The following is a 12,028-nucleotide window of genomic DNA, read 5'->3' as shown; positions in this document are numbered from 1 at the left end:
ACCCATGCGCGGGCGTGAATACCGCGCAGTGGGACGGTGTTCTCCGGATCTTCGCCCGCCCTACAGGCGGGTGCTGAAGTCGCGGATCGTGTTCAGGACGAGCTCGATGAGGCGCTGCGCTCGTTCCACCTGGTCATGCGTTCGGGGGAGTCCCGGGGGCAGGACGGTCTCCGGGTGCTCGGGGTCGAGTCGCACCAGCGCCTGTCGCGCTTCGTCGAGCTTGCCCTGGCAGGTTCCCAGGTGCGCCCCGGCCTCTTCGAGCTGGCGCTCGACGCCCTGCAGGACCTGGAGGAGTTCGTCGAGGGAGGACACGGCTACAGCCGCCCGGCGTAGCTCTCGGTGGAGGAGATCGTCGCCTGCAGCGAGCCCTGCGCACCGCTGAGCGTCTGCAGGACCTCGGCGAGCATGCCGTAGGCGTGCTGCATCTCGTCCTGCGCGGTGCCCTGGATCGCGCCGGAGAGCGCGGCTTGCGCTTCCTCGAGGACGAGGGCCGTCTGCTGGAGGGCTGCGACGCCTTCCTGCATCTTCTGGTTGGCCAGCGAGATGCCTGCGCGAACTTCTTCGACGCCTGCCATTTGGATGCGGTCCTCTCCAAGGGCGGTACGACTCTGTAACGGTTCACAAGGTAGTGCCCGGGCGCGATCGGCTCGCGGGCACCCCGCCTTGTTGATCACTGTTCGGTCTTACCTGGCAGGCATGTTGGAGTTAGTTGTCTACTGTGGATTGTTGGTGATGCGGAGCTCGCTCGGCCTCTTGCGACCACGCCTCGATGAGCAACCGCTCGCCGGCCGGGACGAGCTCGCCCACCAGCTCGGGGTCGTCCACCACCGCCCAAGCCGTCGGCGGTGCGCAGGCCACCCGGTAGCGCGCGTAGCCCGGCCCCAGCTCGCGGAGGAAGTTGCGCACCACGCGCGAGAGCGCGGCCACGTGCCAGCCGGTCTCCCCGGTGCCGCGGCTCATCGTCAGCGACCAGCAGCCCGGCTCCTCGTCGGAGCAGTCGCCGACGGTGACGACCTGGCCCCCGACGCGCCTGAGCAGGTCATCGCAGGCGGAGCGGGCGGAGGGCTCGTCCTGGGCGCCGACGACCACCGTGATGAGCAGTTCGAGCTCGCTGTGTGCGTCCATCGCGGAAGATTCTTCCGCATGGCCACCCGAGTTCGAACGCCTGACGAGATCAGAGGTTGATATCGGTCTCGTCGGGCTCGGCGAGGCCGTAGTAGGCGTAGAGGTCGCGTCCCTCGGTGTCGGTGAGCCGGCCGCCCTCGGCTTCGACGCGCGGGGCGTTGCGGACCCGGTCCCGCGACACCGGGAGCTCCAGGCGGTTCTCGGCCTTGATCGCGCCGTCGAGCGGCGCGAAGGTCTCCTTGATGCCCAGCATCCCGATCCGCACCGTCACCCACTCCGGCTGGTTGGTGTGGTCGTCGACGTAGACGTTGCCCACCCGGCCCACGCGGTTGCCCGCGCTGTCGAAAACCGGCGTCCCGATCAGGTCCTGCGCGCGCTCGACGTTCATTGGCAGCCCCCCGCTCTCCGGACTTCAAGCTGCCCGCGAGGGTCCAGGGCTGCAACCGCGCAAGCGACACGCCTCACCCGATCGAGTAGTGATCGTCAGTATTAGTAGCGGTTCTAAGAATTCAGCGCTCGCCCGATGAAGTTGCGGACATCCGTCATGACCTCGGTCTTGTTGGTCTCGTTGAACAGCTCGTGGCGGGCACCGGGGTAGATGTGCTCGTGGAACTCGTTGCCCCGGATGCGGTCGATGCCGGTGCGCGTGTCGGCCTCGGGGACCAGCTCGTCGTCCTCGCCGTGCACCCACAGGGTCGGGATCTCCAGCGTCGGACCCTCGTTGATCGCCAGCAGGCAGTCGTCGACCGCGCGCAGCGTGGCGCGCTTGAACGGGCCGTGCCAGACCAGCTCGTCGGCCAGGTACGCGGCGCCGACCTCCGGGTCGCGGGACAGCGTCGCCGGGTCGATCGGCGTGTCCGGGATCTCGTCGTGCTCCAGCAGGTCCAGCACGTGCCAGGTGCCCAGCACCGGGCCGGACAGCACCAGAGCGGCCAGGCGGCGCTGGTGCTCCTGGGCGTAGCGGGCGGCGAGCATGCCGCCCATCGAGTGCCCGATCAGCACCACCGGCAGATCCGGGTGCTGCGCGGTGACCTCGCGGCGGAGCGCTTCCAGGTCGGCGACCAGGTACTCGGCGTCCTCGTAGTAGACCCGGTCGCCCGGTGAGCGGCCGTGGCCGATGTGGTCCGGCGCGCAGACCAGCGCGCGTGCCTGCAGCAGCTGGTCGGCGACCCACTGGTAGCGCCCGGAGTGCTCGCCGTAGCCGTGCGCGATCAGCGCGATCCACCCGGGGTTGTCGCCCGACCACTCCCGCACGGTCAGGGTCCCCAGGCTCCCCGCGACCTCGCGATCCGTTGACTCGATCATTCCGCCACCCCAGCACACCGCCGCTGATCCGGCCAGCACCTCCGGGGTGATCGAGACGTCGCGTCCGGGTCAGCCCTGGTGGTAGGCGTCCTCCTCGATGGCTCCGCCGCCGCAGACGGCGTCGCCGGTCCACTCGACCGGCAGCCAGTCGGTCTCGTCGGGCGGGATGACCTGCAGGCCCTGGGCCACCGGCTGGCACGGGTCGCCTTCGCCCCCGTGCGGGACCGCGGTCCAGTGCAGCGTCGTCGAGGCCGACTCGCCCGGGTCGAGTCCGATGAGCGTCGGGCCCGGGTTCGCGGTGCGGGTGACCTCGGTGGGCAGCGGGTTGCCCGCGGCGTCCACCAGCTGCATCCCGCCGTAGCCGTAGAGCGTGCAGTGCGCGTCGCTGGAGTTGATCAGCGTCACGTCGGCGTAGCGCTGGCCCGCTCCCGCCTCGACCGGCGACATCGCGCCGGTGAGCTGCGAGGTGTGGCAGCGCGGATCGCGCGGCTGAGCCGGCGCGTCCTGCGCCTGCGCCGGCAGGCTCGCGCTCGTCAGAGCTCCAGCGGCCAGCAGTCCTGCGGACGTCTGCAGAATGCGTGCTCCGATGCGCCGGTTCACGGCCATCACCCCCGTTCCCGCCGCCCCCAGCGGGTTGGTTTGCGTCAGTGCTCTGCTGTTGGGAAGACGTCCGCCGGCGGAAATGGTTGCCCGCGCCGGGAAATCGGCGGTGCTTCCGGGTCCGCCACCACTGTGCATCGTGTGAAGAAAACTCGCGACTAGGATCAGTGGCTCACTGGAACAGGCGAGTGGAATGCCCGCACCGATTGCGTTGCGTATGACTTTCCTTGGAGCTTTCGGTCCTTGATCTTAACCCGAACGGCGGAGCTATCGGTTTCTCCGACTTCGATAGTTTGAGCAACGGCAGAGGCCAGCAGTTCAGGGGGTAAATCATGGCCGAACGCATTCCCGGTATCGATGTCGCGCGATACCAAGGCGAGCCGGACTGGGGAGCCGTGCGCGGCGCCGGCTACGCCTTCACCTACATCAAGGCGACCGAGGGCATCGGGTACGTCAGCCCGACGCTCGACGCGCAGCTCAACGGGGCGCGCGGGGCGGGCATGGTCACCGGGCTGTACCACTTCGCCCGTCCGGACACCAACACCCCGCAGCAGGAAGCGGCCGACTTCGCCGCGCAGCTGGCGCGCACGAACTCCGCAGGCCCCGGCAACCTCCCGCCGTGCCTGGACATGGAGACCGACGCGCCCAACCTCGGCGGCTGGATCAAGGGCTTCGTCGACGCCGTCCGCGGCCACACCGGCCGCAACGAGGTCGTCGTCTACGCCTCCAGCTCCTGGTTCCAGGACAAGATCGCGCCGGAGACCTGGGTGGACCCGGGCGTGTTCCTGTGGGTCGCGCACTACGGGCGCAACCCCGGCGAGCCCGGGTACATGACCGACCGCGTCGTGATCCACCAGCACGCCTCCGACGGGCAGGTGCCCGGCATCGGCGGCGACACCGACCTCAACGTCTCGCTGGTGCCGCTGGAGGTGCTGACCGGAGCCGGTGCACCGCCGCCTCCGCCGCCCGCGCCGCCGCAGGAGACCTACGTGGTGCAGCCGGGGGACACGCTGTCCGACATCGGCGCCAAGCTCGGTGTCGACTGGCGCGAGATCGCCCGGGTCAACGGAATCGCGGACCCCGACCTGATCTACGTCGGCCAGGTTCTCAAGATTCCTCGCTGAGATTTTTCTCAGATATGGGTCCGGCACCGAGTTGCGAAAACCGGTGCCGGGCCTCCGTTCCCGCGATTTCATTTCCTTTCGGAAAAGGTTCGCGGCCGAATAACCGGTTGCCGGTTCCTCGGCGATCAACACGCGTTACCGTTTTCGTGAACATCACCCGAGGTGGAGGTGAACGCGATGGCGGACGTCGCTGCGCTGGTCCGGACTCACTGGACCCGCGGTGAACCCGGCCGGGAAGCGCCGACCGAACTGGTCTCGGCGTTGTATCGCTGGTGGGTCGTCGCGATGGTGCTCAAGATTCTCGGTGCCACGTGGGACATCTGCTGGCACTTCCGCTGGTTGCGGGACGACCTCGCCCCGCCGCACCTGCTCAACACCGTCGGCACGGTGATGGTGATCGGGCTCGTGGTCTTCCACAGCTACACCGGCATCGGCGTCGACAAGCCCACCCTGCGCTGGATGCAGTGGGGCCTGGGGATCTTCCTGGTCGCCGCGCCGCTGGACGTGATCAACCACCGGGTCAACGGGCTGGACATCACCGCCTGGAGCCCGTCGCACGCCCTGCTGTACCTGGGCACCGGGATGATGAGCATCGGACTGCTGCTGGGCTGGAACCGCCGCGGCCGCACCAGCCGGTACTTCCACCCGGTCCTGTACTTCCTGTGGTTCACCGTGCTGGACAACTTCATGTTCCTCAACCAGCACCAGGAGTACGGCGTGCTCGGGCTGGCCGCGTGGGAGCGCGGGACGCCCTACGCCGAGGACAGCCTGCTGCAGTTCGCGGCCGACCAGCTGCACCGGCCGCTGGACTACATCGCCGTGGAGAACTTCACGCTGCCGATGCCGGACTGGGTGTACCCGAGCTGGGCGGTGCTGACCGGGCTGGGCACGCTGCTGCTCGCGCGCGTCCTGGTGGGACGCCGCTGGACGGCCACCACGATCGCGGTCGGCTACCTGGTCTTCCGCAGCGTGGCGTGGGCCTTGCTGGCCGCGGCCGGGTTCCCGATCTCCACGGTGCCGTTCTTCCTGCTGATCGGTGCCCTGGCCATCGACCTGTCCTTCCTGCTGGTCACGCGGCTGCGGCCGCTGACCGGTGCGGTGGCGGTGACCGCGTCCGCCTACGCGGCGCTGTGGCTGCAGCACGCCTACATCGCCGCGCCGCCCTCGGACTACGCCTCCGCGCTGTACGTGGTGGTGCTGCTGGCCGGTCTGTGGTGGCTGTTCGAGCACCTCAGCTCCGGCGGGGTGCGCCGCATCGAGCAGCACCTGGCAGCGGTGCGCGAGTGGCGCGGGCTGAGCCCGCGCTGAGAGCGATCAGACGATGACCGGGGCGCGGGAGAGGACGACGCCGAGCCCGTAGGCGATGCCCATCACCGCGACCTCGACGGTCACCCACGTCAGCAGTGCGGTCCGCCCCTGCCGTGCGATGCGCGGCAGGAGCCGGAACCGCATCTGGGCTCCGATCACGCCGAGCAGCGCCAGGCACGCGGTCTTGCCGACGAGGATCTGGCCGTACTGGGTGGTGACCAGGCCGATCAGGCCCACGTTCGGCGTGATGATCAGCTCCATCAGGCCGTTGAACAGCCCCGATGCGCCGACCACGAGCAGCGCCAGCCCGGCGAGCTTGGAGAAGCGCGGAAGGGCCTCGGCGAGCAGGCCCCTCCGGGGTGCGACGAACAGGGCCACCGACGCCAGTCCGCCGACCCACATGGCCGCGCCGACCACGTGCAGCTCCATCGAGATCATGCTGAAGTCGTGGTACTGCCAGTCGGTGGCGTGCCCGGTCAGCGGCATCGGCAGCAGCCCGAGCAGGGCGACGATGGTGCGCAGCTCGGTGGGCACGGATTCGCCGAAGCGCACCGCCAGCAGTCCCACCACCGCGCACAGCAGGCCCCCGCCGGCGCTGGCCAGCAGGCCGGGCCCGGCCGGGACGTTGTTGACGTAGTCGACCAGCAGCCCGGTGGTGGCCGGGGTGCCGGGGCTGGCCTCCATCGCCTGCAGGACCAGCGAGACCAGCGCGCTGAGCATCCACACCAGGGCGGTGATCACGGTGATCTGGCGGGCCTTGGCCAGCAGCGGCTCGGTGCGCGCCGGCTGGTCGAAGCCGACCAGCTTGGGCAGCATCGAGAGCCCGACGGTGGCCAGCGCGGCCAGGTCCAGCATCGCTCTGGCGAGCGGGAGGCCGAAGCGGACCAGCGGGGGCAGTTCGGGCAGTCCGGGGATGGTGCCGATGTCGGTGTAGGCCGTGGCGGCCAGCGCGGTCAGCAGCGCTGCGCCCAGCAGGGTCACGACGACCAGCGCTTTCGCGGTGCGCGGACGATCCTGCTCGGCCTGTTCGTTCCCGGATACCGCTTCGTGGACAGCCACGTTCCGCATGATCTCACTCGAACGTGAGCTGGTAGGCGGGAGTCGCATCAGATCACACCTCGTGACGGAAATGTTCCCGAGAGCGAGGGGCGGAGACGGGCGTGACGTTCTCCCCATGTCGTTTGGGTCACCGTTTCGGGGGAAGGAATGTTGATCTTCATTTTCCGCGATGTGCCTGCTCCAAAGGCGTCTCCAGCGTGCAGTTTCCAATCCGCGGCAATTGCCGGGTGCGGGCTGTCGGCACTCCCGGTCCGGTTCGTGATGTGTTGCTGACAAAGTCCTCAGCGATGTTGTTCTAGAGTCAGCGGTGTGATTCCGGCGGATGACGCGCTTGCGCACGCGAAGTGCGCTAGCGGCGTGCGCGATTCGCCGCGGCGTCGCGGACTGTTCACCGGATCGGTTCCCGCGAATTCCGCTAGAAGTTGGACTCGCGGTGAACAATTCGTGCTTTGCTGTGGCGCCAGGTCGGCGGAACTGCGGGATCGCCCGGGGTTCACCCGGAGCGGCTCGGGGAACTCTCGGGGTACCCCTGGGCTCGGTCTTCGCAGCCAGACGCCGGGCGCGCGGCAGGTCGGCGCTTCGCGGCCGGCAGCGGTCGCTGAAATGCGGGGCTGATTCGCCTCAGGGAAATTGGGGGCCCGGCCCCGGATGTGTGCCGGGCTCGCGGACGCGAGATTGAACGGTGTGGACGGACAGACAGTCATGCAACGCGCGCTAGGGCGTGATCCGCGATGACCGCACTTGCGGTGGTGCTGGCGGCGCTGGGCGCCTGCGGATACGCGTTCGGGGCTCGCCTGCAGCACGCTGCCGTGCACGCCACGATGGACGGTGGCGGGCTCGGCCTGCGCAACCAGGCGCAACTGGTGCGCAACCCGCGCTGGCTGGCCGGACTGGCCGCGCTCGGCGGCGGCGCGGTGCTGCACGTCTGCGCTCTGGGGCTGGCACCGCTGAGCGTCGTGCAGCCGATCGGTGTGCTCGCCCTGCCCATCACCGTGCTGCTCAACCTGCGCGAGCAGGGCTACACCCGCCGCGACATCAACCGCAGCATGGTGCTGGCGGTGCTGGCCGCGACCGGTGGCCTGGCCGTGTTCGTGCTGCTGGCCGCGGGCAGCGCCACCCCCACCCCGGTCGGCGACGACGACCAGTTCACCGCCACACAGATCATCGCCGTGGCCGTGCTGGTGATCGGCGTCGCGGCCGCCGTGACCCGCTCGAAGCTGCGTTGCGTGCTCTTCGCCGCTGGCTGCGCCGTGGCCTACGGGTACGTGTCGCTGATGGCCCGCGCCGTCGCCCAGCAGGTCGGAACCTGGGACCTGCTCTCGATCAACCTCCTGTCCGTCCTGGGCATCGCCGTGGCGATGGTCGTGGGGGCCTGGCTGCTGCAGCACGGCTACGCCAGCGGTCCGCCCGACCTCGTCGTGGCCTGCCTGACCGTCATCGACCCGCTGGTGGCCGTCGGCCTGGGCATCGGCCTGCTCGGCGAAGCCGATCGGGTCAGCGGCTGGGTCGCCGCCGGCGAGGCGGTGTGCGCGCTGGTGGCCTGCGCCGGGGTGTTCGCCCTGGCGCGCCACCACCCGGACACGACCGAACGCCGCACGTCGGAGAGGGAGGAGGCCCCGCCCGGGGCCGAGATGCCCACGACCGAAGTTCCCGCCGGTACCGCCGGACACCGCACGTCCCATCGTCCTAACGGGAGTTCCTCTTGACTTCGCAACCGTCGCGCAGGCGCCCGCTGCGGATCGTGGTCGGTGCGACCACCTACCCGCCGCACGTCAACGGGGCCGCCAACTTCGGGCACCGGCTGGCCACCGGCCTGTCCGCCCGCGGGCACGAGGTGCACGTGGTGTGCCACTCAGACACCCGCGAACCGCGCACCGAGGTCGAGGACGGCGTGCTGGTGCACCGGGTCGGCTCCTACGGCTCGCCGTTCCACCCGTCGATCCGCGGCCTGATGCCGTGGCAGGCGCGCCAGGCCGACGCGATGCTGGAGGAGATCCAGCCCGACATCGTGCACGTGCAGTCGCACTTCTTCATCTGCCGCGGCCTGATCGACTCCGCCCGCCAGCGGGGCATCGGGCTGGTGGCCACCAACCACTTCATGCCGGAGAACATCTTCGGCTACTTCAAGGTCCCCCCGATCCTGCAGAACGCCGCCGGTCGCCTGCTCTGGCACAACCTGGTCAAGCACTACCGCAAGGCGCAGATGGTCACAGCGCCCACGCCGCGCGCCGTCCAGCTGCTGCAGGACAACGGCTTCGACCGCACCGCGCTGCCGGTGTCCTGCGGCATCGACGTCGACCGCTACCGGGGTCCGGCCGAGCGCTACCGCGAGCAGAACCCGGACCCGGAGACCCGGACCGTGCTGTTCGTCGGCAGGCTCGACGAGGAGAAGCACATCGACGACCTGCTGCGCGCCATGTCGTTGCTGCGCACCGAGGCCCCGACCCGGCTGGAGATCGTCGGCAACGGTGCTCGCCGCGAGACCTTCGAGCAGCTCGCCGTCGAGCTCGGCATCGCCGATCGGGTCCACTTCCACGGCTTCCTCAGCGACGAGGAACTGCTGGAGGCCTACGCGAGCGCCGACCTGTTCTGCATGCCCAGCATCGCCGAGCTGCAGAGCCTGGCCACGATGGAGGCGATGTCGGCGAGCACGCCGGTCGTGCTCGCCAACGCGATGGCGCTGCCGCACCTGTGCCGCCCGGGCGAGAACGGCTGGCTGTACGCGCCGCGCGACGTGCACGCGCTGGCCGCCGCGATCGACGACGTGCTCGGCGACCGCGCCACCATCGACCGGATGGGACAGGCCAGCCAGCGGCTGGTCTCCCGGCACGACATCGACCAGATCCTGGGCCGGTTCGAGTCGCTGTACCACCACGTGATCGACCCGGACAGCGCTGTGGAGCTCGACGAGATCAGCACCGAACTGGCGAGTTGACCATGACCGTTCCGGACCTGCACCCAACGGAGCGTGTAGCGCGGATCAACGGCTCCGACCTGCACTACTGGGTCTACCGCGAGGAACTGGGTTCCTCGGCCGAGACGGTGCTGATCGTGCACGGGTTGCGCGGCACCCACCACGGCCTGGAGCTCATCGCGGCCGGCCTGACGGGCAAGCGCGTCGTGATCCCGGACCTGCCCGGATTCGGGGACTCCGGGCCGATGGCCGTGAAGCACGACGTCGCCGGCTACGCCGAGGCGATCACCGAGCTGATCGGCCGGCTCGGTGGTGCCGAGCAGCCGATCGTGCTGATCGGGCACTCCTTCGGTTCGATCGTTGCCTCCCGTCTGGCGGCGATGCGCCCGTCGCTGGTTCACCGGTTGGTGCTGATCAACCCGATCGCCCAGTCCGCGCTGCGCGGACCGCACGCGGCGCTGGCCGGGCTGACCGCGGCCTACTACAGGCTCGGGGAGCGGCTGCCTTCCCGAGCGGGTCGTTCACTGCTGACCAACAAGTGGGTGGTGCTGGCGGCCAGCAGGGCGATGACCCGGACGCGGGACAAGCGGCTGCGCGGGTTCATCGACGACAACCACCTGCGGCACTTCAGCCGCTTCCACTCGCCCGCCGTGGTCAACCAGTCGTTCCAGGCGTCGGTGACGCACACCGTGACCGACTACGCCGACCGGTTGCGGATGCCGGTGCTGCTGGTGGCCGGTGAGCACGACGAGATCGCTCCGCTGCCGGGGCAGCGCGAGCTGGCCGCGCGGCTGCCCGACGCCGAACTCGTGGTGATCTCCGATGTCGGTCACCTGGTGCACTACGAGACCCCCGACGCTGCGGCGGCCGAGATCCTGCGGTTCCTGAACCGCGCCCAGCGCACGCCGGAGGCGATCCAGGAGCAGAACCGATGAAACTCGTGGTCGACGCGCGCTGGACGCGCACCGACCAGCACGACGGCATCAGCCGTTACGGCGCCAGCCTCATCGAGGCGCTGCACCACCTCCATCCCGTGACGATGCTGATCCACGACGAGCAACAGCTGGACCTGCTGCCCGACGGGGTTCCGCACGTGCTGATCAACAGTCCGCTCTCGCCGCGTGAGCTGTGGGTCTCGCGCACCCTGAACCGGCTCGGTGCCGACGTGGTGTTCAGCCCGCTGCAGATCATCGGCGGGTTCCGGCGCGACTACCGGCTGGTGCTCACGCTGCACGACCTCATCTACTACCGGCACCCGGAACCGCCGGGGTTCCTGCCGGCGCCGGTGAAGCTCGCCTGGCGGCTCTACCACAAGGCGTTCTGGCCGCAGCGCGTGATGCTCAACCGGGCTGACGCCGTGGTGACCGTCAGCGAGACCACGCGCCGTCTCATCGAACAGCATCGGTTGTCCCGCAGGCCGGTGACGGTCGTGCACAACGCGCCCCAGCCGCAGCTCGTCCCGGACGCACCGGAAGTTCCGGCCGGTGGACCGCGCGAGCTGGTGTACATGGGTTCGTACATGCCGTACAAGGACGTCGAAACGCTGCTGGCGGGCATGGCCTTCCTTCCTGGTCGCCGGCTGCACCTGGTCAGCCGGATCGCGCCGCAGCGCGAGGCCGAGCTGGTCGAGCAGGTGCCGCCGGGGGCGGACGTGGTGTTCTGGCGGGGGATCGGGGAGGACGAGTACCAGCGGCTGCTAGCACGGGCGAGTGCGCTGGTCACGGCGTCGCGGGACGAGGGTTTCGGGTTGCCGGTCATCGAGGCGATGAACGCGGGGACGCCGGTGGTCTGCAGCGATCTCGAGATCTTCCACGAGGTCACCGGCGGGCACGCGAAGTTCTTCGAGTCGGGGAGGCCGAAGGACTTCGCCGATGCCGTGCGAGCGCTGGAGGACGATTCGGTGCGCGCCGACCTGGTCGCTGCGGCCCGGACCCAGGCGGCGAAGTTCACCTGGCAGAACTCCGCCGAACGGCTCCTGGATCTGATGCGCGGCCTGGCCGACCGGGGTCAGTGACTCCAGACCTGGATGGCCCGGGCCACGTAACCGGCCTGCGGGGTCAGCGAACCGGTTGGGTGCGTGTCGAAATCGGCCTCCTCATCGCAGTGCGGGTCCTGGTAGACCGTCACCGGATGGCCGGTGTTGTTCGCGAAAGACTTCACCTCCCAGGTGGTTTCGAGGGTCACGCACCTCTCGACGCCGGTGGTGCGCAGCGCCAGCTCCCGTGGCTGACCGCCGAACCCGGTCTCCGGCCAGACGCAGAACGACCCAGCGGGGCAACGGTTTTCGGGCACGCCGGCGTCGGCGGGCGGGCCGGCCAGCAGTGCGGCCAGCGACAGCATCGCCGAGAGCACCAGCCCCAGGGCGAGCGGCCATCGGGAGCGGAACCTGCCCGTCGCGAACCGGGGCAGGGCGTAGCTGGACATGGTGGAATTCCTTTCGCCGGAGGGGGATTCGTCGCGGGTGCGGCGTCGTCCGCCGCGCTGCAGCAAGATTGGCGGCATCGAGCACCCGTTTCCAGCGAATTGGCCGGATGCACCACCTACGGGTGGATTCCCACGCGTGGAAGGGCATTCCGATCTGGTGGCAGATCGA

At 69.5% G+C, this 12,028-nt stretch carries 14 protein-coding genes; 6 read left to right on the top strand and 8 right to left on the bottom strand.

Features of this window, described 5'->3' with window-relative positions; translation table 11 throughout:
- Window positions 1-60 precede the first annotated feature (60 nt).
- The 6 genes from R4I43_RS02395 to R4I43_RS02370 form a co-directional block, all read right to left on the bottom strand.
- Window positions 61-312: a hypothetical protein gene (locus tag R4I43_RS02395; protein ID WP_324263807.1), complete on the bottom strand. Its 252-nt coding sequence runs from the start codon at window positions 310-312 to the stop codon at window positions 61-63.
- A 2-nt stretch (window positions 313-314) separates the two neighbouring features.
- Entirely contained in the window at window positions 315-575 is a 261-nt protein-coding gene (locus R4I43_RS02390) for a hypothetical protein (protein ID WP_324263806.1), read from the bottom strand.
- Window positions 576-705: 130 nt separating this feature from the next.
- Window positions 706-1,125, bottom strand: a complete 420-nt coding sequence (locus R4I43_RS02385; RefSeq protein WP_324263805.1) for a hypothetical protein — start codon at window positions 1,123-1,125, stop codon at window positions 706-708.
- A 49-nt stretch (window positions 1,126-1,174) separates the two neighbouring features.
- Window positions 1,175-1,513, bottom strand: a complete 339-nt coding sequence (locus tag R4I43_RS02380) for a PRC-barrel domain-containing protein (RefSeq protein WP_324263804.1) — start codon at window positions 1,511-1,513, stop codon at window positions 1,175-1,177.
- Window positions 1,514-1,626: 113 nt separating this feature from the next.
- The gene (locus R4I43_RS02375) at window positions 1,627-2,430 is read right to left on the bottom strand and encodes an alpha/beta hydrolase (RefSeq protein WP_324263803.1); all 804 of its coding nucleotides are present in this window, start codon (window positions 2,428-2,430) and stop codon (window positions 1,627-1,629) included.
- Window positions 2,431-2,499: 69 nt separating this feature from the next.
- On the bottom strand, window positions 2,500-3,030 hold the full coding sequence (locus R4I43_RS02370; protein ID WP_324263802.1) for a DUF4232 domain-containing protein: 531 nt from the start codon (window positions 3,028-3,030) through the stop codon (window positions 2,500-2,502).
- A 332-nt stretch (window positions 3,031-3,362) separates the two neighbouring features.
- Between R4I43_RS02370 and R4I43_RS02365 the strand changes: the two genes are divergently transcribed.
- Together R4I43_RS02365 and R4I43_RS02360 are read left to right on the top strand one after the other, a co-directional pair.
- A complete protein-coding gene (locus R4I43_RS02365; RefSeq protein ID WP_324263801.1) occupies window positions 3,363-4,154 on the top strand; it encodes a GH25 family lysozyme in 792 nt (263 codons plus the stop codon).
- A gap of 177 nt (window positions 4,155-4,331) precedes the next feature.
- On the top strand, window positions 4,332-5,462 hold the full coding sequence (locus R4I43_RS02360) for a hypothetical protein (protein ID WP_324263800.1): 1,131 nt from the start codon (window positions 4,332-4,334) through the stop codon (window positions 5,460-5,462).
- 6 nt (window positions 5,463-5,468) lie between these two features.
- On the opposite strand, the gene R4I43_RS02355 is transcribed toward R4I43_RS02360, so the two are convergent.
- Complete coding sequence (locus tag R4I43_RS02355; RefSeq protein WP_324263799.1) at window positions 5,469-6,521, bottom strand: copper resistance D family protein; 1,053 nt, start codon at window positions 6,519-6,521, stop codon at window positions 5,469-5,471.
- Between the two features lie 731 nt (window positions 6,522-7,252).
- Here R4I43_RS02355 and R4I43_RS02350 point away from each other — a divergent pair.
- The 4 genes from R4I43_RS02350 to R4I43_RS02335 are packed head-to-tail and all read left to right on the top strand — an operon-like array spanning window position 7,253 to window position 11,449.
- Window positions 7,253-8,227 (top strand): DMT family protein, encoded by a 975-nt coding sequence (locus tag R4I43_RS02350; protein WP_324263798.1) that lies wholly within the window; start codon window positions 7,253-7,255, stop codon window positions 8,225-8,227.
- Window positions 8,224-9,456: a glycosyltransferase gene (locus tag R4I43_RS02345; RefSeq protein ID WP_324263797.1), complete on the top strand. Its 1,233-nt coding sequence runs from the start codon at window positions 8,224-8,226 to the stop codon at window positions 9,454-9,456. The genes R4I43_RS02350 and R4I43_RS02345 overlap by 4 nt, the downstream gene beginning before the upstream one ends.
- A gap of 2 nt (window positions 9,457-9,458) precedes the next feature.
- Entirely contained in the window at window positions 9,459-10,370 is a 912-nt protein-coding gene (locus R4I43_RS02340; RefSeq protein WP_324263796.1) for an alpha/beta fold hydrolase, read from the top strand.
- On the top strand, window positions 10,367-11,449 hold the full coding sequence (locus R4I43_RS02335) for a glycosyltransferase family 4 protein (RefSeq protein ID WP_324263795.1): 1,083 nt from the start codon (window positions 10,367-10,369) through the stop codon (window positions 11,447-11,449). The genes R4I43_RS02340 and R4I43_RS02335 overlap by 4 nt, the downstream gene beginning before the upstream one ends.
- On the opposite strand, the gene R4I43_RS02330 is transcribed toward R4I43_RS02335, so the two are convergent.
- Window positions 11,443-11,859 (bottom strand): peptidase inhibitor family I36 protein, encoded by a 417-nt coding sequence (locus R4I43_RS02330; RefSeq protein WP_324263794.1) that lies wholly within the window; start codon window positions 11,857-11,859, stop codon window positions 11,443-11,445. The two genes, R4I43_RS02335 and R4I43_RS02330, sit on opposite strands and share 7 nt — an antisense overlap.
- Window positions 11,860-12,028 lie beyond the last annotated feature (169 nt).

Origin of the sequence: Saccharopolyspora mangrovi, assembly GCF_035320975.1 — a bacterium.
GTDB lineage: Bacteria > Actinomycetota > Actinomycetes > Mycobacteriales > Pseudonocardiaceae > Saccharopolyspora > Saccharopolyspora mangrovi.
The sequence above is the reverse complement of the archived record's forward strand: the minus strand, read 5'-3'. Positions and strand labels throughout refer to the sequence as shown.